Annotated in this window: 25 protein-coding genes and 1 tRNA gene; 11 read left to right on the top strand and 15 right to left on the bottom strand. The window is 74.3% G+C overall.

Annotated features, from left to right (window positions below):
* Nucleotide 1: 1 nt before the first annotated feature.
* The 4 genes from BJP25_RS21730 to BJP25_RS21715 all read right to left on the bottom strand — a co-directional run bounded on the left by BJP25_RS21730 (nt 2) and on the right by BJP25_RS21715 (nt 1,532).
* A tRNA-Ser gene (locus tag BJP25_RS21730) sits at nt 2-91 on the bottom strand.
* A gap of 201 nt (nt 92-292) precedes the next feature.
* A complete protein-coding gene (locus BJP25_RS21725; protein ID WP_075976845.1) occupies nt 293-505 on the bottom strand; it encodes a CsbD family protein in 213 nt (70 codons plus the stop codon).
* Between the two features lie 89 nt (nt 506-594).
* On the bottom strand, nt 595-1,053 hold the full coding sequence (locus tag BJP25_RS21720) for a nucleoside deaminase (RefSeq protein WP_075976844.1): 459 nt from the start codon (nt 1,051-1,053) through the stop codon (nt 595-597).
* Nucleotides 1,050-1,532, bottom strand: coding sequence for a tRNA adenosine deaminase-associated protein (locus BJP25_RS21715; RefSeq protein ID WP_075976843.1), 483 nt, complete (start codon nt 1,530-1,532; stop codon nt 1,050-1,052). Before BJP25_RS21715 ends, BJP25_RS21720 begins: the two co-directional genes overlap by 4 nt.
* A gap of 76 nt (nt 1,533-1,608) precedes the next feature.
* On the opposite strand from BJP25_RS21715, the gene BJP25_RS21710 reads away from it, so the two are divergent.
* From BJP25_RS21710 to BJP25_RS21700, 3 genes are all read left to right on the top strand, one after another.
* Nucleotides 1,609-2,805, top strand: a complete 1,197-nt coding sequence (locus BJP25_RS21710) for a M20 metallopeptidase family protein (protein ID WP_075976842.1) — start codon at nt 1,609-1,611, stop codon at nt 2,803-2,805.
* A 25-nt stretch (nt 2,806-2,830) separates the two neighbouring features.
* Complete coding sequence (locus BJP25_RS21705) at nt 2,831-3,808, top strand: prephenate dehydrogenase (RefSeq protein WP_075976841.1); 978 nt, start codon at nt 2,831-2,833, stop codon at nt 3,806-3,808.
* 650 nt (nt 3,809-4,458) lie between these two features.
* Nucleotides 4,459-6,360, top strand: coding sequence for a hypothetical protein (locus BJP25_RS21700; protein ID WP_075976840.1), 1,902 nt, complete (start codon nt 4,459-4,461; stop codon nt 6,358-6,360).
* Nucleotide 6,361: 1 nt separating this feature from the next.
* On the opposite strand, the gene BJP25_RS21695 is transcribed toward BJP25_RS21700, so the two are convergent.
* The 4 genes from BJP25_RS21695 to BJP25_RS21680 form a co-directional block, all read right to left on the bottom strand.
* Nucleotides 6,362-6,997 carry a putative glycolipid-binding domain-containing protein gene (locus tag BJP25_RS21695; RefSeq protein WP_075976839.1) on the bottom strand — a complete coding sequence of 212 codons (636 nt, stop codon included), beginning with the start codon at nt 6,995-6,997 and terminating at the stop codon, nt 6,362-6,364.
* A complete protein-coding gene (locus tag BJP25_RS21690; protein ID WP_075976838.1) occupies nt 6,994-7,194 on the bottom strand; it encodes an antitoxin in 201 nt (66 codons plus the stop codon). Before BJP25_RS21690 ends, BJP25_RS21695 begins: the two co-directional genes overlap by 4 nt.
* 82 nt (nt 7,195-7,276) lie before the next feature.
* Nucleotides 7,277-9,250, bottom strand: coding sequence for an FUSC family protein (locus BJP25_RS21685; protein WP_075976837.1), 1,974 nt, complete (start codon nt 9,248-9,250; stop codon nt 7,277-7,279).
* Between the two features lie 74 nt (nt 9,251-9,324).
* Nucleotides 9,325-10,470, bottom strand: a complete 1,146-nt coding sequence (locus BJP25_RS21680) for a thioester domain-containing protein (RefSeq protein WP_075976836.1) — start codon at nt 10,468-10,470, stop codon at nt 9,325-9,327.
* Nucleotides 10,471-10,723: 253 nt separating this feature from the next.
* Here BJP25_RS21680 and BJP25_RS21675 point away from each other — a divergent pair, with 253 nt between their 5' ends.
* Nucleotides 10,724-11,545, top strand: a complete 822-nt coding sequence (locus BJP25_RS21675) for a hypothetical protein (protein WP_075976835.1) — start codon at nt 10,724-10,726, stop codon at nt 11,543-11,545.
* Nucleotides 11,546-11,633: 88 nt separating this feature from the next.
* A complete protein-coding gene (locus BJP25_RS21670) occupies nt 11,634-13,283 on the top strand; it encodes a DUF885 domain-containing protein (RefSeq protein WP_075976834.1) in 1,650 nt (549 codons plus the stop codon).
* A 37-nt stretch (nt 13,284-13,320) separates the two neighbouring features.
* Here the strand turns inward: BJP25_RS21670 and BJP25_RS21665 are convergent, their stop codons facing one another.
* On the bottom strand, nt 13,321-13,791 hold the full coding sequence (locus tag BJP25_RS21665) for a GbsR/MarR family transcriptional regulator (protein WP_075976833.1): 471 nt from the start codon (nt 13,789-13,791) through the stop codon (nt 13,321-13,323).
* A 68-nt stretch (nt 13,792-13,859) separates the two neighbouring features.
* On the opposite strand from BJP25_RS21665, the gene BJP25_RS21660 reads away from it, so the two are divergent.
* Complete coding sequence (locus BJP25_RS21660; RefSeq protein ID WP_075976832.1) at nt 13,860-14,750, top strand: ABC transporter ATP-binding protein; 891 nt, start codon at nt 13,860-13,862, stop codon at nt 14,748-14,750.
* Nucleotides 14,747-16,336 carry an ABC transporter permease gene (locus BJP25_RS21655; RefSeq protein ID WP_075976831.1) on the top strand — a complete coding sequence of 530 codons (1,590 nt, stop codon included), beginning with the start codon at nt 14,747-14,749 and terminating at the stop codon, nt 16,334-16,336. The genes BJP25_RS21660 and BJP25_RS21655 overlap by 4 nt, the downstream gene beginning before the upstream one ends.
* Before the next feature lie 662 nt (nt 16,337-16,998).
* Here the strand turns inward: BJP25_RS21655 and BJP25_RS21650 are convergent.
* Complete coding sequence (locus BJP25_RS21650; RefSeq protein ID WP_075976830.1) at nt 16,999-17,190, bottom strand: hypothetical protein; 192 nt, start codon at nt 17,188-17,190, stop codon at nt 16,999-17,001.
* A 116-nt stretch (nt 17,191-17,306) separates the two neighbouring features.
* On the opposite strand from BJP25_RS21650, the gene BJP25_RS21645 reads away from it, so the two are divergent.
* The 4 genes from BJP25_RS21645 (at nt 17,307) to BJP25_RS21630 (ending at nt 20,223) form a co-directional block, all read left to right on the top strand.
* Nucleotides 17,307-18,494: an MFS transporter gene (locus BJP25_RS21645; protein WP_198943575.1), complete on the top strand. Its 1,188-nt coding sequence runs from the start codon at nt 17,307-17,309 to the stop codon at nt 18,492-18,494.
* Between the two features lie 135 nt (nt 18,495-18,629).
* Nucleotides 18,630-18,821, top strand: a complete 192-nt coding sequence (locus BJP25_RS21640) for a hypothetical protein (protein WP_143219243.1) — start codon at nt 18,630-18,632, stop codon at nt 18,819-18,821.
* A 54-nt stretch (nt 18,822-18,875) separates the two neighbouring features.
* Nucleotides 18,876-19,370, top strand: a complete 495-nt coding sequence (locus BJP25_RS21635; protein WP_143219242.1) for a hypothetical protein — start codon at nt 18,876-18,878, stop codon at nt 19,368-19,370.
* A gap of 58 nt (nt 19,371-19,428) precedes the next feature.
* Nucleotides 19,429-20,223: a transglutaminase-like domain-containing protein gene (locus BJP25_RS21630; protein ID WP_233158200.1), complete on the top strand. Its 795-nt coding sequence runs from the start codon at nt 19,429-19,431 to the stop codon at nt 20,221-20,223.
* Between the two features lie 60 nt (nt 20,224-20,283).
* On the opposite strand, the gene BJP25_RS21625 is transcribed toward BJP25_RS21630, so the two are convergent.
* The 5 genes from BJP25_RS21625 to BJP25_RS33590 form a co-directional block, all read right to left on the bottom strand.
* Nucleotides 20,284-20,670, bottom strand: coding sequence for a SecDF P1 head subdomain-containing protein (locus tag BJP25_RS21625; protein ID WP_075976827.1), 387 nt, complete (start codon nt 20,668-20,670; stop codon nt 20,284-20,286).
* Between the two features lie 373 nt (nt 20,671-21,043).
* On the bottom strand, nt 21,044-21,832 hold the full coding sequence (locus tag BJP25_RS21620) for a hypothetical protein (protein ID WP_075976826.1): 789 nt from the start codon (nt 21,830-21,832) through the stop codon (nt 21,044-21,046).
* A 9-nt stretch (nt 21,833-21,841) separates the two neighbouring features.
* A complete protein-coding gene (locus tag BJP25_RS21615; protein ID WP_075976825.1) occupies nt 21,842-22,156 on the bottom strand; it encodes a hypothetical protein in 315 nt (104 codons plus the stop codon).
* A gap of 13 nt (nt 22,157-22,169) precedes the next feature.
* Nucleotides 22,170-22,895: a hypothetical protein gene (locus BJP25_RS21610; RefSeq protein WP_143219241.1), complete on the bottom strand. Its 726-nt coding sequence runs from the start codon at nt 22,893-22,895 to the stop codon at nt 22,170-22,172.
* A 2-nt stretch (nt 22,896-22,897) separates the two neighbouring features.
* Nucleotides 22,898-23,305: a hypothetical protein gene (locus BJP25_RS33590; protein ID WP_143219240.1), complete on the bottom strand. Its 408-nt coding sequence runs from the start codon at nt 23,303-23,305 to the stop codon at nt 22,898-22,900.
* Between the last annotated feature and the right edge of the window lie 17 nt (nt 23,306-23,322).

Genomic DNA, 23,322 nt, shown 5'->3' with positions numbered 1-23,322 from the left:
CTGGCGGTGGCGGTGGGATTTGAACCCACGGACGGGGTGAACCGTCACGCGCTTTCGAGGCGCGCTCCTTCGGCCGCTCGGACACGCCACCGCCGAGAACTGTACAGGCCGCGCCCCGGCGGGCTCAGCCACCCCCCGGACGCCACGAACCCGCCTCCTGTCGGGTGGGAGGCGGGTCCGTGGGTGGGGCGGCTCGGGGGTCTCCCGCAGCGGGACGTCGCGCGCGAGGGCTGCGCACACCGTGAGGTGATCGTCGTCCGGCGGCCTGGTTACCGGCCCGGTCAGGACAAGGTCAACCCCTGCCGCTGAACTTGTCCTGCGCGTCGTGCACGACGCCTGCCGCCTTGTCGCGCAGGTCGTGGCCGGTCTCCTTCGCCTGGCCCGCGACCTGGTCCTTCTTGCCGGAGTTCTCGAGGTCGCGGTTGTCGGTGGCCTGGCCCAGCTTCTCCTTGGCCTCGCCCACCAGCTGTTCGGCCTTGTCCTTGACCTTGTCGAACACGCTCATCGTCGAACCTCCTCCTCCAGCGGGGGCCTCGCCCCGCTGACAAGGGGGTTGCCGGGATCGGGCGGAATCCCACACGATTGTGACCGGCGTCACGAGTTCCGGCGGTCGCCGAAGAACCCCTCCAGCAGCGCCGCGCACTCGCGTTCCAGCACGCCGCCGACCACCTCCGGGCGGTGCGCCAGCCGCCGGTCGCGCACCACGTCCCACAGCGACCCCGCGGCGCCGGTCTTGGGCTCCCACGCCCCGAAGACCACCCGCGACACCCTGGCGAGCACCAGCGCGCCCGCGCACATCGTGCAGGGTTCGAGGGTGACCGCGAGGGTGCAGCCGGTCAGCCGCCAGCCGTCGCCGCGCCGGGCCGCCGCCGCGCGCAGGGCCAGCACCTCGGCGTGCGCGGTGGGGTCGCCCAGGGCCTCGCGGGCGTTGTGCGCCCTGGCCAGCTCGCGGCCGTCGGGGTCGAAGACGACGGCGCCGATGGGGACGTCCGGCCCGGAGCCCGCCGCCGCGGCGAGGGCGGCGCGGACGAGGTCGACGTCGCCGGGCCTCACGCCAGGCGGTCCAGCACCCTGGTGAACTCGTCGCCGAAGCCGACCCGCTGGGCGACCATGGCCAGCTGCTCGTCCGGGTACAGGTCGACCTCGTCGACGATCACCTGCAGCTCGGGGGCGGGCAGGCCGAGGTCGGCCAGGACGTCGAGGGACCCGGCGGGCCACACCTCGTCGGTGTCCTCGGGCACCTCGGCGCGCAGCAGGTCGATGGCGTCGGCGGCGAGGTCGTAGTCCAGCGCGGCGGCCGCGTCGGACAGCAGCACGGCCACCCCCGCCGGGCTCGGCCGCACCACCACGAAGAACTCGTCGTCCACCGCCAGCAGCCCGAACACCGCCCCGGTGGAGCGGATGGCGCGCAGCTCACCGACCGCGGCGTCCAGGTCGCCGAGCACCGCCTCGTCCATCGGGTCGCACCGCCAGCGGCCGTCCTCCCGGACCACCGCAACCCCGAAGCCGTGCACCGGCTCCCGCTCCGCCATGCGCACACCGTATTGGCAGCGGCGGTCACCCGGAAGACGCAGTCCCCCGAACCGGGCCGGTGGGAGGATCGGTGGCATGGCCGACACCCGGTTCGCAGGCGTCCTCGACGCCGCCCGCGCCCTGCAGCCCAAGACCGTGGCCCTGCGCCGTGAGCTGCACAGACACCCCGAGCAGGGGCTGGGGGTGCCGCGCACGCAGGCGGCCGTGCTGCGCGCGCTGGAGGGCCTCGACCTGCGGGTGAGCACCGGGGAGTCGGTGGGCTCGGTGGTGGCGGTGCTGGAGGGCGCGCGCCCGGGTCCGGCCGTGCTGCTGCGCGGGGACATGGACGCGCTGCCACTGGAGGAGGCCACCGACCTGCCGTTCGCCTCGCAGGTGGCGGGCTCGATGCACGCCTGCGGGCACGACAGCCACGTGGCGATGCTCGCCTCGGCCGCGCGCCTGCTGCACGACCGCCGGTCGGAGCTGCGCGGGTCGGTGGTGTTCATGTTCCAGCCGGGCGAGGAGGGCCACCACGGCGCCCGGTTCATGCTGGAGGAGGGCCTGCTGGGGGTGGCGCCGGTCGAGAGCGCGTTCGCCCTGCACATCACCTCCACCGAGGCGTCCGGGGTGCTGCGGTGCAGGCCGGGCCCGATCATGGCGGCGGCCGACGTGTTCACCGTGACCGTCACCGGCCGCGGCGGGCACGCCTCCGCCCCCGCCGACGCGCTCGACCCGGTGCCCGCGGCGGCCGCGATGGTCGGCGCCCTGCAGACGGTCATCACCCGCCGGATCAGCGTGTTCGAGCCGACGGTGCTGACCGTCGCCCGCATCTCCGCGGGCACGACGAACAACATCATCCCGGAGACGGCCGAGCTGGAGGGCACGCTGCGCACCCTCTCCGAGCCCGCCCGCACCCGCCTGCTGGCCGAGCTGCCGGAGATCTGCGCGCACGTCGCCGCCACCTACGGCTGCACCGCCCGGGTGGACATCACCACCGGCTACCCGGTGACGGTCAACGACGCCGCCCAGGCCGACAAGGTCACCGCCGTGGGCCGCGACCTGCTGGGCGAGCGCAACTCGACGGTGATGGCCAACGCGATCATGGGCTCGGAGGACTTCTCCTACGTGCTCAACGAGGTCCCCGGCGCGCTGGCCTTCCTCGGTGCGTGCCCGCCCGGCCAGGACCCGGCCACCACCGCCCCCAACCACTCCAACCGCGTGCAGTTCGACGAGTCGGCCTTCCCGCACGGGGTGGGCACCTACGCGGCCTTCGCCCTGGACGCGCTGCGCTGACCCCCGTCCGGCAGGATTCACCGCCATGACAGCGGTGTGCGTGATCGGCACGGGCCTCATCGGCGGCTCCCTCCTGCGCGCGGCAGCGGCGGCAGGCCACGAGGTCTGGGGCGCGACCACCTCCGAGCAGGAGGTCGCGCAGGCCCGCCAGGACGGCTTCGACCTGGTCACCTCCACCGAGGACGCCCTCACCAGAGCCGCCGGGGCAGGCGCCGTCGTGGTCATCGCCGTTCCCTTCCCCGCCGTCGACGCCGTCCTCCGCCAGGTCGCCGAGCACGCCCCCGGCTGCACCCTCACCGACGTCGTGAGCGTCAAGGGCCCGGTGTCGGAGCTGGTCTTCCGCCACACCCCCACCACCCGCTACGTCGGTGGTCACCCCATGGCGGGCAAGTCCGCCTCCGGCTGGTCAGCCGCCACCCCCGACCTGTTCCAGGGCGCCCCCTGGGTCCTCACCACCGACGAGGACACCGACCTGCCCGCCTGGCGCGAAGTGGCCGACCTGGTCCTGTCCCTGGGCGCCCACATCGTCCCCACCACCGCCACCGAGCACGACGCCGCGGTGGCCCGCATCTCCCACCTCCCCCACGTCCTCGCCGCCGTCCTCGCCGCCGCCGGAGCCGACGGCGGCCCCTTGGCCCTCGCCCTGGCCGCGGGCTCCTTCAGCGACGGAACCCGAGTAGCCGCAACCAGGCCAGACCTCACCCTCGCCATGTGCGAGGCCAACCGCCCCGCCCTCCTCGCCGCCCTCGACGACGCCCTGGGCCGCCTCGGCGCCGCCCGAGGCGCCCTGGCCTCCACCGGCGCCCTGCGCGCCACCGTCACCCAGGGCCACGAAGCCCGCAAGTCCCTGGACCACCACAGAACCGCCCCCCAGGCCCAGGTCCAGGTGGACCTCACCGCCCCCAACGCCCTCGAAGAACTGGCCCTCATCGGCACCCAGGGCGGCCACATCACCGCCCTGACCGACACCACCGCCACCGCCACCGTCCCCTTGGAATCCTGACCAGAATCCACTCAGGACACTCCACTACAGACACACACCACCCCCTTCCCCGTCCCTCTCTCTCCACCCAAAGCCGAAGGCGAGCCCCGCCCCTCCCTCAAGCCGTCGTTTGGCCATCTCCACCCCACCCCGCAACCCCACGCGCCCAGCCCTCACAAACCCCTGGCAACCCCGCCGAAGCTCAGCTGAGCGAATGGTCATGGGCTTTGCTCAGACCCCGCCCTGACCCAGTCCTGGCCGCTCGTAGCTCGGGAGGTGGCGTGTCAAGGGTGGGCAAAGCCCATCGCGAAGCGACGCCGAAGGCGCCCTTGACGCGCCGCATCCCGAGTTACACACTCGCGGCCCCCGAGGACAGGCCCCCCACTAGGCCAAGAACACCCGTCCACACCGCGCCCCAAGAACCCCACCCACACCGAGCCCAAGATCAACTCCACACGCCCCCACGCGTCACCATCCGCAGCCCCCACCCACCCAAGGGGCTCTGGTCCCTTGCGGCCATTCTACCCGCTGACCAGCGCAAACAACCCGCAAACGATCTTCCTGTGGACAACTCGCCCACCTCCAGGTGACCCACCACAGAGCGAACCCACGCCACCCCCCTCCGCACGCAGGGGATTGCCGCCCCACCACCGCCCGCCTAACGTTGAGCAATGGCGCCCGCACGCACCCCCAACTTGCGCAAGCGCCTGCTCGTCCTCACCACCGCCGCCGCCGGGCTCACCGCTGCGGTCCTCGTCCTGCGCACCCCCGAGTCGGCCGCGCCCCCACCCGCGGGCCTCCCCGCCCCGCAAACCTCCGTGGCCCAATTCGCAGCAGAAGGCGTGGTCCTGCCCACCCCCGGCCAACGCCCCCCGACCCCCACGGGCATCCAAGCCACCCCCGGCCCCAACAGGGCCACCCTCCGCTGGTCCCCCGCCCCCAACGCCACCGGCTACGAGGTCACCCGCGACAGCACGACGTTCTTGGTCGCCTCCCCCGTGGTCCAGCTCAACGCCCTCACCAGCGACGCCCAGGTGCAGGTCCGCGCGGTGGACGCCTTCGGCCAGCGCTCCGAGCCCGCGACCACGACCGTCACCCCCCAAGCCCAGCAACCCCGGACGGGCACCTTCCACGACACCTTCGACCAGCAGGTCCTCCCCGACCCGCGCAATTGGCGGGTGGTGGGTTCCAGCGACTGCGGGCGCGCGACGCGCGGTGAGGGCACCGACAGCCAGCGGCTCATCGTCAGCGGCCAGTGCGGCCGCGACACCGTGGTGCTGCGCTCGCGGACTCCGCTTCGCCTCAACCCCAACGGGTCCGGCGCGATCACGGTCGACACCGATCACCCCGCGCGCGGGGGCGCGCTCACGATCGACCTCGTCCCGGGCCCCGCGGACCTGGTCGGCAGCCCGACCTCCGAGCGGGGCGAGCCGGGGCGGGCGCTCGACGACCCCGCGCTGCCGCCGGGCACGATCCGGGTGCGCGTCAGCGGCAACCCGAGCCAGACCGAGGTCCAGGTCAGCACCGCCCCCGGCATGCCGAGGACGGGCGCGGCGATCCCCACCTCCGCCCCGAACACCCCCGAGATCGGCGTCACCGTCCGCTGGCAAGTCACCCTCGCGCCGGACGGGCTGCGGGTGCTCAGGGACGGTTCGGTCGTCGCGGCGGCGGACGTGGTGCCCGCGTGGCGGGAGGCGACGCCGCTGATCGGGTTCTCCGGCAACCCGAGCGTCTACGCCGGGGTCGACGCGGTGCTGCTGGACGGCGCCCCCACCGCGCCGCCCGCGCTCGTGCCGCCGCCGGTGGTCAACGCCGAGCGGACCGCCGGTGACGTCGCCAACGGCGTGCCCGCGAGCACGGCGGGCACCGGGCGCGCCCAGGGGGCGGGCGGGCAGCTCCGGCTGACCCTCGTGCCGCAGAGCGCCGACCCGGACGAGTACCAGGTGGAGGTCGCCGGGCGCCGCTACCCGACCCGGCCCGCCGTGGCCGGGCAGCCGCACGCCCGGGGCGTGGCCTACCCGGTGGTGGCCGACCTGCCCGCGGCGGCGCTGCGGCTGGACCAGGCGGGCAGGCTCGGGGTGCGGGTGGTCGGGCCGGTGCGGCCCGGGGTGGCCGCGACCAGGGTGGAGACGGCCGGGGTCGAGCTGGTGCCCGACCCGGCGGCCGCCGGGGAGGCGGTGGCGGCGGGGCGCGAGGTGCCGCTGCCCGCGGCGCGGGCGGCGCTGCCCAAGCCCGTGGCGCGCTTCCTCGACGCCGCGGGTGAGCGGCTGCCGGACGAGGCGCCGGTGCCGCGCGGCAGGCTGGTGCTGGAGATCACCACCGACGGGCGGGCGGGGCAGGCCGTCGCGGGCACCCTGGCCGGGGTGGCGGGCCTGGAGGTGCGCCTCGACGGCGAACTGGTGGCGGGCATCCCCACCACCGCCGACGGGCCGGGCACCGGGGGTGCCTGGCGGGTGGCCCTGCCCACCTCGGGGTTGGCCACCGGCAAGCACTCCGTGGAGGTCAAGCTGGTGGGCACCGCCCAGGGGGCGGCGTTCGCCGTGGCGAACGCCCCGTTCACCCTGTCCGGCTGAGTCAGACCCGGCGCGCGGTCCCGGGGAAGTCGACCACGATCCCGTCGGCGTCCACGCGGACCTCGGCGGGCGAGCCCGGGTCGCCGATGGCCACCACGGCGCCGCCCTCGTCCAGGGACACCGTGCGGAACACCTGGGTCACCAACGACACCGACAGGTCGGGCATCGACACCCGCACCACCGGGATCTCGAACTCGCCCGCCTCGCGGTGCACGCCCAACCTGCGGATGGGCAGCGTGGTGAAGGTGACCGCGCCCGCCACGTCGACCGCGACCGCGCCGGAGAAGTCCCCGCGCTCGGAAGCCGTGCCGTGGTCGACCAGCCAGACGCCGTCCTCGGTGCGCGACAGCGAGATCTGGCGCTCCTCGTCGGCGGTGGTGGTGCGCAGCAGCAGCCTGCCGGAGGCCTCGCCCTTGTCCACCGCGGCCTCGAACGAGGCGCTGTAGGCCTCGCGGTCGGCGGTGGCGGCGGCGATGAGCCGCCCGGAGGCGCGCAGCCTGCTGTCGGTGACCAGCAGCCGGGTCGACTCCAGGGTGGCGGGCGAGCCGCCCTGCCAGGTGATGACGGTGGGGGTGCGCTGGGCCGCCCGGGGCGGGACCCCCGGGGCGGTCCGCTGCGCGGCGTCCGAGGACGTCACGCCTGGTCGCCCTGCGGCCGGGGCTTGTCCGGGATCAGGTCCTGGATCTTGTCCACCACCGTGTCGACCTGCTGCTCGTGGCCGAACTTGCCCTTGACGAACTCACCGGCCTTCTCGACGCCGTCCTCGATCTTGTCGCCGTGCTGCTCGATGAGGCCCTCGGCCTTGTTCTTGAGCTCGTTGAAGTCGATACCCACGTGCTGCTCCTCTGGCACTGCTCCGGCCACAACCTGACGAAGCGTAACGGACCGGTCCGGTTCTTCCCAGCCTCCAATCTACTCACCGGCCGCGGCGCCGCGCGGGCCGCCGGGACCGCCGCCGGACCCGCCGCAGCAGCGCCCCGGGACCGCGTTCGGGCAGCTCAGGGCCGCGCAGCGCGCCCTGCACGGCGATCACCTCGGCGACCAGCCTGGTCAGCCGGTCGGCCTCGGGCAGCGGGTCGCGGCGGGGCGCGCGGCCTGCGCGCACGGCCGCGGCGGACTCGCGGACGGCGGCGGCGAGCACGGCCGTGTCGGCGGCGGGCACCGGGGACGCGCCGCGCTCGATGGCGACCGCGAGGCCGGTGACGGCGTCGGCCAGCCGCTCCAGGCTGACGATCACCGGCCACCACGCCGCGGCGGTGCGCCCGGCCGCCGACGGCTCGACCAGCGACTGCTGGAACGCCGTCCGCAGGTCCGACAGCGCCCGGTAGACGGTGCGGCGCAGGGCCGAGCGCTCGCGCTGCGACAGCGCCTCCTCGACGTACTCGGCGAGCAGGTCCAGCGCGGCGGCCAGGTCGTCGCCGACGCGGGGTTCGCGGCTGCCCGGCCACAGCAGGTAGCCGAAGACGACGACGATGGCGCACCCGAGGGCGGTGTCGAGCAGCCGCGCGCCGACCAGGCTCCAGTGCCCGGTGTTGGCGAGGTCGAGCTGCACGAGCACCAGCGGGGTGACGAACGTGCTGAACATGCCGTAGTTGCGCACCTGCCCGATGGGCAGCACCGCGGCCATGACCGCGACGAGCAGGACCAGCCCCCACCCGGGCGGGCCGAGCGCCAGCACGCCCGCGCCGATCAGCACGCCCGCCGCGGTGCCGATGCCGCGCAGCAGCGCCCGCCCGAACACCGACCCGAAGTCGGGCTTGAGCACGATGGCGACAGTCAGCACGACCCAGAACGAGTGCTCCAGCGGCAGCAGCCGGGTGGCCAGCACGGCGATGCCGACGCACCACATCAGCCGCAGCACGAGCAGCCAGGTCTGGCGCCCGGCGACCACCCGGTCGAGCCAGCCGCGGAACCGCTCCCCCGCGCCCTGGTGCTCCTCGGGCCGCCGGGGGTCGTGCGGGGTGTCGCCGCGGCGCAGCTCCACGACCGTGCTGAGGCCGTTGTGCAGCAGGCCCAGCGCGCGCGAGCCCTCCGGCGGTGCGGGGGGTTCGCGCAGCGGTTCGCGCTCGCGGATGCGCCCGGCGGCGTCGCGCAGGTAGTCCACGTACTCGGCCGGGGCTTGGGTGCGGGCGTTGACCAGCGCGACGGCGGCCTCGATCGCCGGGGTGGTCTCGGTGAGCAGCACGAACAGCCTGCGGTAGGAGCGGTCGCGGCCCGCGAGCCGGGAGCGGGCGTCGAGCAGGGCGTCGTAGGCGGTGTTGAGCGACTGGGTGAGGGTGCGGCGGGCGTGCCGGGCCTGCCCGGTGCCGGAGGCGGCGAGCAGGGCGGCGAGGTCGTCGTAGACCTGGGCGACCGCGCGCCGCTCGACCGCGGCCCCGCGCACCGGCCAGGCCGCGAGGGCGAGCAGCAGCGCGAACCCCGCGCCCACCGCGTAGCAGCCGGAGGCCAGCCACGGGTCGGCGGGCTGCCCGGAGCCGACGGCGGCGAAGACGAGCAGTTGCAGGCCGATCACCGACGCGATCGCCCCGGTGGCGCTGATCAGCGCGGAGACGCCCGCGATGAGCACCAGGGCGATCGGGGCGAGCACCGGGTGGTCACCGACGAGGGTGCCGACCAGGTACCCGGTGAAGCCCGCCGCGGCGGCGCCGGTCGTGCGCTGCGCCCGGAACCGGTAGGGGCCGTCGGCGTCGGCGAAGGTGACGCACAGGGCGCCGATCGAGACGAGCACGCCGAGGTCGGTGCGCCCGAGCAGCATGCCGACGGCGATGGGCCCGCACAGCCCCAGCACGGCGCGCACCGAGCGCTTCCACGGCACCGGGACCGGCTTCTGGCTCAGCAGCTCGCGCAGCCAGTGCGGCGCTTGCAGGTCCGGGGAGGTCGGGGTGCTCACGCGCCTGACCGTAATACGCCAGGAGCCCCCGCCCGGGACGTGCCGGGCGGGGGCTCCTGGGGTGCGTCAGGTGCTTACGCGGACTTGCGCTTGCGCTGGTAGATGATCGCGCCCGCACCCGCGCCGACCAGGCCGAGGCCGAGCAGGGCGGGCACCAGGATGGAGGCGCCGGTGTCGGCGAGCTCCGGGGAGGGGCTGGCCTGCGGGGCCGGGGTGGTGGTGGTCGGCGGGGTCACCGGGGCGACGTCCCAGGCGGCCTTGGCCGAGGCGGTCAGCGGCTTGGTCTCCGAGGAGGCCACGATCAGCGACTGCACCGGGTTGGACTCGTAGCCCTCGCCGACGAACAGGCGCCCGGTCTCAACCGCCGGGGAGTCGGCGGTGATCTCGAAGGTGCCCGCGCCGGGGGCGGTGCCCGCGGGGACGTCGAGGAACAGCTCGGTCTCGTTGGTGATGCCCGCCTTGTCGGCGGCCTTGCCGTCGGCGGTCACCAGGGACACGCCGTCGGGCAGCTCGGCCTTGACGCCGGTGACGGTGCCGTTGGTGGTGACCTTGAACGGGCCGACCTTGGCGCCGATGGTGCCCGACTGCTCGGCCGGGTCGATCTTGAGCGCGCCGATGACCTGCTCGTCGATGCCGGTGTTGGCCTTGCCGGTCAGGTAGTCGTAGAGGGCGAGCACGTCGGCGTCGGTGCTCTCGCCGTCGTAGTCGGGGTCGTTGGGGGCCGGCACGACCGGCGACTCGCGGTTGATGTCCACGCCGTCGCTGTAGTGCCAGATGGCGGCCTGGGTGGCGGTGATCGCCTCGTTCTGGGTCAGACCGTCGTTGAACTGGAGCTGGAGGCCGTTGAGCTCCTGCACGGACTTGCCGGGGAAGCCGTGGTGCAGGATCCAGTTGATCTTGTCGCGGTTCGCGGTGAACGGCGCGTCGGGCTTGGGGTAGGCGTCCCAGCCGCTCTCGACCATGTCGACCTCGTCGGAGGCGTCCACGGTGATCTCGATGCAGTAGACGCGCAGCTGCGAGCCGTCCTGCAGCTGGAGGTTCAGCAGCCGCGGCAGCACCTTCTCGCCGTTGGTGAGCTGGGTGGTGAAGCCGGAGTCACCGCCCTCGGTGAGCCTGCCCTTGGCCGTGTCGGCGGCCGCCGGGAGCGCGGCGACCGAGGCCGCGACGGCGGCGACGGCCACGGCGGCCCCTGCTCGAGCGATGTTGAACCGCGTGCCCATGAGTCTCCTTGGTCGTGCTGGCGTCCATCCCCGGTCGCGGCCTCCCCCCGGGGCCGCAGGCACGGTCCGCGCCACCCGATCGGAAAGGGGGCGTCGCGGAACGGCGCGACGGGACTCTACTCAGCGGAGAATCGAAGGTCGAGGGCGGGCTCAGTTTCACCCTTTGAAATGAAATGATCAGTCTCACCTTCTGCGCTGCGTGACTGCCCGAAAGCGCCCGGAACGCCCCGGTCGACCAGCTAGGGTCGGGCGCGTGACGGGGTGGCGGGCGGACCGGGAGCCCACCGGTGCCCACGGCGGGTGGCCCGCGGGGGACCCGCCGCCGTCCCGGCTGCCCGCCGTCCTGGGCATCCTGGCGGTGGTCGTCATCGTCGCCGCCGTCGTGGTGATCATCCTGGTCAACCGGGGCGCGCCCGCGGGCCTCAACACCGCCCCCACCCCCACCACCGCGCGGCCGACCTCCAGCAGCACGCGCACCACCACCACCAGCGCCCGGCCCACCACGTCGCCGACGCGCGGCGGCGGTGACGACCGGGTGGCCAACCCCGCAGCGAAGATCAGCTATCGGCTGCCGCGGGGGTGGACCGCGTCGTCCGGGGGTTCGGCGGAGGTCCTCGACGTCGAGTTCGCGGGCGTCTCCGCATTCGCGGAGTACGACTGCGGGGGCTCCGGCTACTCGCGCGCCTTCGCCGCGAGCGCGGCCGTGCAGAATTCCGACAAGCGCCCCCCGGACGCGCGCGCCGCCGCGCGGGCCTTCGCAGGCGCATTCGCCCGCGACTATTATCCCAAGGGGACCATCGCCGGTGAACCCACTGTCCGAGAAGGACGAATAGGCGGGAAATCCGCGGTCACCCTCACCGCCCGCGTCGCCACCACCCCCACCGACCCCGCCTGCCAGGCCTCGGCGGCGGAGGTCGTGGTCGTCGCGGTCGACCTCGACAACGCCACCGCCGACCGCCCGGCGGGCCTCGGGCTGGTGGTCGTCGTGCGCGACACCGCGGGCGGCCCCGCCGACCCGGCGCCCGCCCCGACCTCGGCCGTCACCACCGTCACGGGGTCGGTCGAGCTGGGCTGACGGGGCCTGTGGACAACTCCGGACGCCCTGCCCGGTCCTGCCGTAACCTCGGGTCCCCGATCACTCCGCACGCACCACGGGGACCGCGATGACCACCACGAACGACCTGGCCGACGACCTGCTCGCGCTGCAGATGGCCGCCGAGCCGCTGGGGGCGACCCTGCTCGGCATCCCCGGTCACGACGAGGACCTGGCCGACCCCTCCGCCGCGGCCGACGAGCGGACCAGGGCGGCGGCGCTGCGCATCGCCGAGCGGGCCGACGCGCTGGTCGAGGCGGGCGACGACCCGCTGACCGCCAAGGTGGTCGCCCAGCAGGCGCGGGCCGCGGTCGACCGGATCGACGCGCGGATGGTGGAGTACACGATCACCGACCTGTTCGTCGGCCCCGCGTCGAGCCTGCTCAGCTACCTGCCGATGCTGCCGGTGCCCGACGCCGAGCGGGCCCGCGCCTACGTCAGCAGGCTGCGCAAGGTGCCCGCGCACCTGGCCGCGGTGGCCGAGCGGCACCGGGCCGGGGTGGCGGCGGGCCGGGTGCCGGTGCGCAGGCTGGTCGACGCCGCGATCGCCCACCTCGACCGGTACCTGGCCACCGACCTCGACGCCGACCCGCTGCTGGCGCACCCGCTGGCCGACGACCTCGCCGCCGTGGCCGACGAGCGCCGCGCGGTGGTGCGCGACGAGGTGCGCCCGGCCTTCGCGGAGTACCGCCGGGTGCTCGCGGAGGAGATCGCCGGGCACGGCCGCCCCGACTCCGCCCCCGGCCTGTGCCACCTGCCCGGCGGCGCCGAGGCCTACGCCGCGCTCTCCCGCGTGCACACCACCACCGCCAAGACGCCGGACGAGCTGCACCAGGCGGGCCTGGACATCATCGCCGCGCTGCGCGCCGAGTACGCCGAGCTGGGCGCGCGGGTGTTCGGCACCGACGACCTCGCGGAGGTGTTCGCGCACCTGCAGGACGACCAGGACCTGCGCTGGCGCGACGAGGACGAGCTGCTGGCCGCCGCCCGCACGGCGGTGCGCCGGGCGGAGGAGGCCGCGCCGGGCTGGTTCGGCAGGCTGCCGTCGCAGCCGTGCGAGGTGCGCCCGGTCCCGGCGGCGGAGGCCCCGGGCGCCCCGCCCGCGTACTACATGCAGCCCTCGCTGGACGGGCTGCGGCCCGGGGTCTACTACGCCAACACCCACGGGGTGACCGAGCGGCAGCGGTTCATCGCGGAGACGATGGCCTTCCACGAGGCCGTGCCCGGGCACCACTTCCAGCTGACCCTGGCCCAGGAGCTCGACGAGCTGCACCTGGTGCGCAGGCTGGCCGACGTCAACGCCTACGCCGAGGGCTGGGGCCTCTACACCGAGCGGCTGGCCGACGAGATGGGCCTGTACTCCAGCGACACCACCCGGTTCGGGATGCTGGCCATGGACTCCATGCGCGCGGGCAGGCTGGTGGTCGACACCGGCCTGCACGCGAAGGGCTGGTCGCGCGAGCAGGCGATCGACTACCTGCGGGAGAACACCCCCATGTCCGCGCTGGAGATCACCACCGAGGTCGACCGCTACATCGCCTACCCGGCGCAGGCGCTGAGCTACATGGTGGGCCGGTTGGAGCTCCAGCGGCTGCGCGCCGAGGCCCAGCAGCGGCTCGGGGACGCCTTCGACATCAAGGCCTTCCACGACCTCGTGCTGTGCAACGGCCCGCTGCCGATGACCGTCCTCGACGAACTGGTGACCGCCTGGGCCGCCTGACCCCGCGCGGGGGTGGCCCGGCGGCGGCCACCCCCGGTCAGCCCTCGCGCGCGGCCTCGCCCTCGCGGAAGCGGCGCAGCATGTCCGCCAGCTCCCGCTTGAGGAACAGGAACAGCCGCTCGGACTCGGCCAGCCGCTCGCCCGCGGCCGTGGTGGGCCCGAGCAGCACCGCGCCCTCGCCCATCAGCGCGGCCCAGTCCGCCATCATCTTGTCGCGGTCGACCAGGGCATCCATCCAGGACGAGCCGGTCACCGCGTAGTGGTCGCGCCGCTCGCCCGGCTCGCGCCCGCGCCGGATGAGCCCCACCTGCTCCAGGTAGCGCACGGCGCCGGACACCGCGGCCGGGCTGACCTGCAACGACTCGGCCAGCCCCGCGGCGGTCAGCTGCCCGGACTCGGTGACCAGCAGGCGCGCGAACACCCGGGCGGGCATCCTCGCCATGCCCGCGTTGGCCAGGAACAGCGCGAACCGCTCGACGAACCGGGCCACCTCATCTTCCGCCACCACCCGGCCAGCCTAACATCACAACTTTCTCAACGTTCACAAATTTGTGAAACAAGAGTACGGTCGGGTCCATGACGACGGCACTCTCGGTGTCCGGCCTGGTCAAGGCCTTCGGGCGGACCCGCGCGCTGGACGGCCTCGACCTCGACGTGCGCACCGGCGAGGTGCACGGGTTCCTCGGCCCGAACGGCGCGGGGAAGTCCACCACCATCCGCGTGCTGCTGGGCCTGGTGCGCGCCGACGCGGGCACCGCCGAACTGCTCGGCGGCGACCCGTGGCGCGACGCGGCCGCCCTGCACCGGCGGCTGGCCTACGTCCCCGGCGACGTGTCGCTGTGGCCGAACCTGTCCGGCGGGGAGGTCATCGACCTGCTCGGCAGGCTGCGCGGCGGCCTGGACCAGCGCCGCAGGGCCGAGCTGGTCGAGCGGTTCGAGCTGGACACCCGCAAGAAGGGCCGCACCTACTCCAAGGGCAACCGGCAGAAGGTGGCCCTGGTGGCCGCGCTGGCCTCGGACGTGGAGCTGCTGGTCCTCGACGAGCCGACCTCCGGCCTCGACCCGCTGATGGAGTCGGTGTTCCAGGACTGCATCGCCGAGGAGCGCCGCAGCGGCCGCACCGTCCTGCTCTCCAGCCACATCCTCGCCGAGGTCGAGTCCCTGTGCGACCGGGTCAGCATCATCCGCGCGGGCCGCACCGTCGAGACCGGCACCCTCGCCGAGCTGCGCCACCTCACCCGGACCAGCATCACCGCCGACCTCGACGCCGTCCCCGGCTCGATCGCCGCGCTCCCCGGCATCCACGACCTCACGACCGAGGGCACCCGCGTCCGCTTCGACGTCGACACCCAGCACCTCGCCCCCGCCCTGCGGGCGCTCACCGCCGCGGGCGTCCGGTCGCTGACCAGCCAACCACCCACGCTGGAGGAGCTGTTCCTCCGCCACTACCAGGACGCGGCCCGATGACCGGGCTCGGCGCGCTGGTCCGGCTCGCGCTGCGCCGGGACCGGGTGCTGGTGCCGGTGTGGGTGCTCGTGCTGGGCCTGGTCCCGGCCTCCACCGCCTCCGCCTACGACCAGCTCTACCCGGACCCGGCGGCGCGGGCGACCTTGAACGCCGGCACGGGAAGCAACCCCTCCATCGCCGTCCTCTACGGCAGGGCCTACGACCTGACCACCGCGGGCGGCTTCGCGGCGTGGCGGTACGGGGTGGTCCTGGCCCTGCTGGCGGGGTTGATCGCGATCTTCACCGTCACCCGGCACACCCGCGCGGAGGAGGACTCCGGCCGGTCGGAGCTGCTGGGGTCCGCGGTCGTCGGCCGCCGAGCCCCGCTCACCGCCGCGCTCCTCGTCGCGGGCGGCCAGGCCGTCGCGACCGGGCTGCTGGTGGCCCTGGGCATGGTCGCCACGGGCCTGCCCGCGGCGGGCGCCCTGGTGTTCGGCGCCGGCATCGCGGGCGCGGGCGTGGCCTTCGCCGCGGTGGCGGCGGTGACCGCGCAGCTCACCGGGTACTCCCGCTCCGCCAACGGCCTGGCCTGCGGCGTCCTCGGCGCGGCGTTCCTGGTGCGCGCGGTGGGCGATTCCAACCCGGGCACGGGCTGGCTGTCGTGGCTGTCCCCGCTGTCCTGGACCCAGCTGGCCCGGCCGTTCGCGGGCGAGCGGCCGTGGGTCCTGCTCCTGCCGCTGCTGGTGGCGGCGGTCGGCACGGCCTCCGCCTTCGCCCTGCTGCCCCGCCGCGACCTGGGCTCGGGCCTGTGGCCCGCGCGCCTCGGCCCGCCCACGGCCCCCCGCTCCCTGTCGAGCCCCCTGGGCCTGGCCTGGCGCCTGCACCGCGGCGCCCTCGCGGGCTGGACGACCGCGATGCTGCTCATCGGCGCCGTCCTGGGCTCCATCGCCGACGGCATCCAGGGCCTGCTCGGCGACAGCGCCCAGGTCCGCGACATCTTCACCCGCATGGGCGGCGCCCAGGGCATCGTCGACACCTACCTGGCCCTCATCGCGGGCCTCTTCGGCGCGATCGCCGCCGTCCACGCCGTCCTGGTCTGCCTGCGCATGCGCACCGAGGAGGCCGAGGGCCGCGCCGACCCCGTCCTGGCCACCGCCACCTCCCGCACCGCCTGGACCACCACCCACCTGCTCTTCGCCCTCCTCGGCCCCGCCGCCCTGCTCACCGCCGCGGGCCTCGGCGCGGGCCTCGCCCACGGCCTCCGCGCGGGCGACCTCCCCACCCAGCTCACCCACGCCACCACCGGCGCCCTCGCCCAACTCCCCGCCGTCTGGCTCATCGCGGCCATCGCCGCCCTCGCCTTCGCCCTCCTCCCCCGCGCCGCCGCCCCCCTCTCCTGGACCACCGTCGGCCTCGCCATCGCCCTCACCCTCTTCGGCCCCGCCCTCAACCTCCCCCAACCCGCCCTCGACCTCTCCCCCTTCACCCACATCCCCAAGATCCCCGGCCCCGACGCCCACCCCACCCCCCTCATCTGGCTCACCACCCTCGCCGCCGCCCTCCTCCTCACCGCCACCCTCACCTTCCGCCGCCGCGACATCGGCTAACCCACCCCGCACTCCCACCTCACCCCCGCACTACCCTCGGCCTCCCGACCCCGCCGCCCACCTCCCTCAACCCGCACCCCCCATCCACCAAGCACCAGCCTCCAACCCACCCCGCCCCACCGCAAGCTCCCGCCCAGGTCCCCCCGCCCAGGGGACCCCTGTTTTCAACGTTACTGCCGCACCACGACAAGGAATAGGACCACAACGTCGCCTGTGGACAGATCCGGCGCTTGTGGACAACTGTGCGCCCCACCACCGCAGGCCCGCTCCGCCCAGCCACGAAGCCGCCCACCGCGCGCGAGCGCGGAGGTACCCCGCCCAGGGGGACCCCTGTTCTTAACGCTACCGACGCGGCACGACCCAGAAGAAGATGTGCACAACCCCTGTGGACAAGTCGCGAAGCTGTGGATAGACCCGCGGTCGGAAACAGCGAAAGCCGACCCTGCCTAGCGCACCGGCACACCGCCAGCAGAGAGATGACGTCAGCAGAAGAAGGCCCAAGCTCGTGCAGGCGTACCCCGGCCAGGGGGACCCCTGTTTTCAACGCTACCGGGAGCGGGCGACAGAACCGGGGTGCGCGGAGGAGGCTGTGGACAACTGGAGGGGTTGACCGGTGCGGCGGGTCCGGTGGCCCCGTTCCCCGGGCCCGCCGCGCGCCGGGGTCAGACGCGGCCCGAGTCGGCCTCGACCGGGAGGCCCGCCAGTTCGCGGACGATGCGCTGGGCGAGTTCGAGGCCCGCGGCCTGGCCTGCGCGGTAGGACTCGTCGGTGGTGAGGGCGCGGGCATCGCGCTCGGCCTCGGCGAGCTTGGCGAGGACGGCGATGACCTCGACGTGGTCCAGGGGTTCGGACATGGGTTTTCCTTCGGTCGGGGGATGACAACCGGGGAGGTACCCCCGATCGACCCCGATGCGTCGGGGGCGCACCCGAACGTGCTTATAGTGCGCCGGGCGGAGCGGAGGGCACGGGGTTGCTGCGGGTCGGGCGGGCGGCGGCGTTGCCGCGCGAGGTGTGGGTGCTGGCGGTGGCGAACTTCGTCATCGCGGTGGGGTTCGGGTTGGTGGCGCCCGCGCTGCCCGCCTTCGCCCGGGGGTTCAACGTCAGCGTCACCGCCGCGTCGGTGGTGGTCAGCGCGTTCGCCGTGAGCCGGTTGGTGTTCGCGCCCGCAGGTGGGCGGTTGGTCACCAGGGTGGGTGAGCGGTGGGTGTACCTGTCGGGGTTGTCGATCGTCGCGCTGAGCACCGGGGCGTGCGCGTTCGCTGCGGACTACTGGCAACTGCTGGTGCTGCGCGGGGTGGGCGGCATCGGGTCGACGATGTTCACCGTGTCCGGGGTCGGGCTGCTGGTGCGGTTGACGCCGCCGCCGCTCCGCGGGCGCGCGTCGGGGCTGTGGGGGTCGAGCTTCCTGCTCGGGAACCTCGCCGGACCGCTGCTCGGCGGCGGGCTCGTCACGATCTCGATCCGGGCGCCGTTCCTGGTCTACGCGGGGGCGCTGGTGGTGGCGGTGCTGGTCGTGGGCGTCCTGCTGCGCGACACGGTGCCCGCCGGGCGGGCAGCGGCAGGCGAGGTCACCGTTTCACTGCGTGAAGCGCTGATCAGCGGGGCGTACCGGGCGGCGCTGGTGTCGGGGTTCGCGCAGGGCTGGTCGTTCGGGGTGCGGGTGTCGCTGCTGCCGCTGTTCGTGGTGGAGGTGCTGGCCAGGGACGAGGCCTTCGCGGGGACGGCGCTGGCGGTGTTCGCGGCGGGCAACGTGGCGATGCTGCTGGTGTCGGGGCGGCTGTCGGACCGGGTGGGCCGCAAGCCGCTGGTGGTGCTCGGGCTGGGGGTGCTCGCGGCGGGCACGGTGTGGAGCGGGGTGGCCGGGTCGGTGCCGCTGTTCCTGCTGGCGACGGTCGTGGCCGGGTTGGGCACGGGGCTGCTCACCCCGCCGCAGCAGGCCGCGGTGGCCGACGTGCTGGGGTCGGGCGCGCGCGGCGGGCAGGTGCTCGCGGTGTTCCAGATGGCGACGGACGTGGGCGCCGTGCTCGGCCCGGTGGCCACGGGGCTGCTCGCCGACCACTTCTCGTACACCACCGCGTTCACCGTCACCGGCGCGTTGGCGCTGGTCGCGCTGCTGGTGTGGCTGCCCGCGCGGGAGACCTTGGTCCGGACGACCTAGCCCGCGCGGACCTCGGTTGGCCCGAACGGGCGGAATGGGTGGGGGGTTCAGGCAAACGTCGGGCCGCGGGCGGGCGTGCACCCGCACGGGATGGGAACCTGGGGGTACTGGCGAGCGGTCGAGGCGGTGAACCGGGTGGCGACAGCCCTGTGCGTCCTCGCCGCGGCGGTCCTCGTCGTGGCGCTGCTGGTCTGGCGGCTGCGCCGGGCCAGCCGGACGGTGGAGACGATCCTGCGCGAGGAGCACGACCTGCCCCAGGAGCCGCCGGAACCCTCGGACGAACCGCACGAGGTCGGCCCGGAGCGGCGGCGGCCGGACCCTCGCTAGGGGCCTGTGGACAACTTTCCCCGGGGTTGACGGATCCGCCCTACCGTGCTGCGCATGGCATTCACACTTGAGCACACCAGCACCGCGCAGGACGTCGACTACACCTTGCGCCTCACCACTGACGAGGACGGCAACACCGCCGTCGAGCTGACCGGCGTTGACGCCGAGGGCACCCGGGTCGCGGAGGGGTCGCTGACCCTGCCGCCGGGTGGCGCGGCGCCGTGCGCCCGCCTGCTCACCCAGTCGCTCACAGCCCTCTCCGGCCTTCGGTCACCGCGCTCGCGCAAGCCCCCCACCAGCGGCAACGCCAACCAGCGCTGGACGGCGGAGTCGGATGCCGCGCTGCGCGAGGCCTGGTTGTCGCACCCGCCGACAGATCCGGCGCCGGAGGTGATCCGGCAGCTCGCGTCCGAGCACGAGCGCTCACCGGCGGCGATCCGGGCCCGGCTGGCCAGGATCAGCTGCGACCCGGACGTGGTGGGCAGGCTCCTGAACGAGACGACCGCGGGGCTGGTCGGCCGGGGCGCGGTGCCCGCGGCGGCGGGTTGAGCGCGGGTTCCCCCGGTGCGGCCTGCACCGGGGGCCGACCTTCCCGGATGATGAGGAGGTGTTGCAGCACTGCCAGATCCACGTCGAGCTGCGGATGCGGCTGTCCCGACCCGGCCCGGTCACCGTGTCGGTGGCCCCTGCCGGGGCCGTCGACGACGAGCGGTTGTGGGTGGAGGGCGCCCCCGGCTCGGTCCGCGAGGTCGGCATGCCCGGGGGGACCCGCCTGCACGTCGTGGCGGCGAACCCGGGTGAGCTGGCCCTGCGCTACCGCGCCAGGCACCCCTACGCCGAGGGCGCGTCGGTGCCCGTCACCGAGGCCGAGCGCATCGAGTACCTGCGCCCGAGCCGCTACTGCCCGGCCGACCGCCTCGGCGGGTACGCGACCCGGGTCATCGGGGACCGGGTGGACCCGGAGGAGAAGGTGCGGGTGATCGTCGACCACGTGGCGGGCCACCTGTCCTACGTCGGCGGTTCCAGCGGACCCACCGACGACGCGGTCGACACCCTGCTGCTGGCCGAGGGGGTCTGCCGGGACTACGCCCACCTGGCGGTGGCCCTGTGCCGGGCGGTCGACGTCCCGGCGCGGTTCGTGTCGGTGTACGCGCCGGGGCTGTCCCCGATGGACTTCCACGCGGTCTTCGAGGCAGCCATCGGCGACCGCTGGTACGTCTTCGACGCCACCCGCCTGGCCCCGCGACCCAGCTTCGTCCGCATCGCCACCGGCCGCGACGCCGCCGACACCGCCTTCCTTACCACGCCCAACGACACCGAGCTGATCACCAGCACCGTCACCGTCACCTCGCACCCCCACCTCCCCGAGGACGACGGCGACCAGCTGGTGGCGCTGACCTAGTCCACAGAGGACGACGTCGGCCGCGGGGTGGTCCGGGGGTGGGGACCGCGCCGGGACCGGTCAGCCGCCGAGGCGCTTGGCCAGATCGGTGGCCTCGTCCTCGGTGAAGCCGCCGGAGCCACCGGTGATGGTGGTGTCGCCGGTGATGGCGCCCTGGATGGTGGGCGCGGACACGACCCGGCCGTCGACCACGAAGGCGACCCGCTCGCTCAGGTGGTTGGTGGTGTAGTCGGTCCAGGTGCGCTGCTCAGCGGAGCGCAGGCTGATCGTGACGGCCCAGCCGGAGCCGTACTCGGCCTTGCTCGCCTTCGCCGCGGAGACCCCCTCCCCGGTGAAGAGGGCCTTGTCGAGCACGAACCGCTCCGACCCGTCCTCGGCGCACGCCACCAGCGGTTGCTCGGCGTCGAACCCCCCGGGCTCCGCAGCGTCGCAGTCGATCCCTGCCAACGCTTCCTGCTGAGCACCGGGATCGGACAGCAACCGCGGATCCTGCCTGCACTGAGCGCTGGCACACCCGGCCCCCGACGCGCCCTCACCCGCGGCAACGACCACCGGCCGGAACTCCACCCCACCCGCCGACCCACCCGAGATCTCCGACGACGACGAAGACGACGGCGCCCCGCCCCCACTAGCCGACCCCCGCACAGAAGTGGAGCACCCACACGCGACGAGGACAACAACCCCCGCCACCACAACACGCCGCAGCACAAAGCCTCCCCAGTGGGTCGAACAGCGACGCACAGGATCCCCGAGGCGCGGCCCGCGGCGAAAGGGTCAGGAGGCCCCGCACCCGCCCGCGTGGGCGGGTGCGGGGAGGCGGCTACTTGTTGAGGGACCAGTCGGCGTCGCCGTCGGTGACGGTGCCGTCGGAGTAGGCGCCGGTGGTGGGGTCGGGCCACTTGCCGCCGGGGAAGAAGCTGGCGTCGACGGCCTCGCCGTGGAGGGCGACCATCTGGCTGGCCTGGGCGCCGAGGGCGGCGGTCAGGGCGGCGATGGCGGCCCAGATGAGGCCGCTGTTGACGCCCGCCTCCTCGACGACGATGGCCGCGCCCGCCCAGGAGAACACCGCCGAGCCGAAGGCGGCGATGGCGGCGACCATGGCGGCGATGAACTTCACCAGGATCACCCCGATCGCCACGTAGAACGCCAGGCCCGCCGCCGCGCACACGGTCAGCGCGGTGGCCGTCTTGTCGGAGATGGTGGCGATCTTGCCCGCGGCGTCGCCCTGGGGCTTGATGACGGCCTTGTAGGCGGTGGCCGCCGAGCCGGTCCAGGAGTTGACCGCGGGCATGGCCTCCGGCTTGAGCTGGCCGGTGACGCCGTTGGCCACGCCGCGGATGTCCTGCCAGTCGAAGGCGTACTTGAAGAACAGCACCGGTGCGGCGACGCCCTTCATGACCTCCTTGATCTTGTCCCAGATCCAGTTCGCCAGTTCGCAGATCTTCTCCGCGCACCACTTGATCGCGTCCTTGACGAAGTCCGGGATGTACCAGTGGTTCATCGCCGCGTTCGCCGCCTGCGGTACCTCGCCGATCTTGACCGACAGGCTGTCCAGACCCTGGTTGATCTTGTTGACGGCCTCGGTGAACTGCGCCTCGCTGAACGACATGACCGCCCCCTAGTAGATGTTGTTGAGCCGGTGCACGTTCGCGGCTTCTTCGCGCTCGTAGGTGTCGGCCACCGAGCGCAGCGTCTTGGCGATCTCCGCGGTCTGCGCAGCCCCCTCGGTGGTGCGCGCGATGACCTGGTCGATCACCTGCTTGTAGGCGTCGAACACGACCTGGAACAGCCCGGCCTCGACGCGGTCGAGCTTGAGCTTCTCGGCCATCGGCGGCATCCGGCCCACCTCGGCGGACTCGGTGTCCCACACCCCGGCCTCGGTGCGCAGGGCCTGGATGGCGGTGGTGATCTGCTCCGACGTGGGCGGTGCCATCGTCGCGCTCCTCTCAGTCGGCGAGCTTGCGGGGGTCGTTCAGCAGGGCCATGGCCTCGGCGAGCAGGCCGTCGAGCCCGGAGTCCTGGGTGGGCGCCGCGGCGGCGCCCGCGAGCGCGGCCTTGGCCGAGCGCAGCGCGCCGTCGAGGGCGTTCATCAGCCGGGCGGCGCTCTGCTCGGCCACCCAGCGCGGGTCGGCGGTGCAGCCGGTCATGCCGGTGGGCGAGAGGGTGATCGTCAGCTTGCCGCTCTCGTCGGACCCGGACGCCCCGGTCGCGGCCGGGGCGCTCGCGGCGGACCCGACCCGGTCGAAGGCCTTGAACATGTCCTCCGCGACGTCCCCGATCGGCCGCGGGTCGACCTGCGGCGCGGGCTTGCGGAACGCGGCGGGCACCTGGCCCCCGGTCGCGGCGGACGGCCCGCGCATCCGGTCCGCCCGGTCGCGCCACCCGTCCTGGGCCAGCGCCTGGGTCCACTCCCGCATCCGCTCGGACATCGCGGCCTGCGCGGCCTCGACCACCGCCCCGGCGAACCCCTCCGCCGTGATCCGCCTGGTCCACTCAGCGGCCACGCGGATGGACACCGGCAGCCCGTCCGGCCCGAGCTCCACGCGCACCAGCCCCGACCCGTCGGTGCCCTCGGCGTGCCGCGGCGCGTGCTCCTGCGCCGCGGTCATCAGCCCGTGCAAGGCCGCGGTGTACTTCTGCATCTGCGCGAACTGCGCCATCAAGTCGTCCACGATCACCCTCCCGCAGTCCGGTCCTGGGCCCGCGAGCGGGTGCGCGTGACGCCCAGCAGGACCGGCACCGCCATCCCGCACGCGAGCAAGAGCAACAACCCCGTCGCCGCCGACAGCGCCGCGAACGCGAGCACGGCCAGCCCCCCGACCGCCACACCCACCCCCACCGCGCCGACCAGCAGCACCGGCCGCGCGGGCCGGACGAGCACCAGGCTCGCCCCCACCCCGATGAGCGCCATCGCCGCGACCAACACGCCCACCGACCCACCCCGCCCGAAGACGTCGCGCCCCAGCGGCTCGTCGGTGCCCGCCCACGTGACCAGGACCCCCGCCAGCACGACCTGGGCGATCACCGCGCACGTGAGCGCGGTCGTCCGCCTCCCCGCCTCTTCGCGGTCAGCGACGGCCATCGAGTTCCCCCACCCAG

This window comes from Actinokineospora bangkokensis (genome assembly GCF_001940455.1).
Lineage (GTDB): Bacteria > Actinomycetota > Actinomycetes > Mycobacteriales > Pseudonocardiaceae > Actinokineospora > Actinokineospora bangkokensis.
The sequence above is the reverse complement of the archived record's forward strand: the minus strand, read 5'-3'. Positions and strand labels throughout refer to the sequence as shown.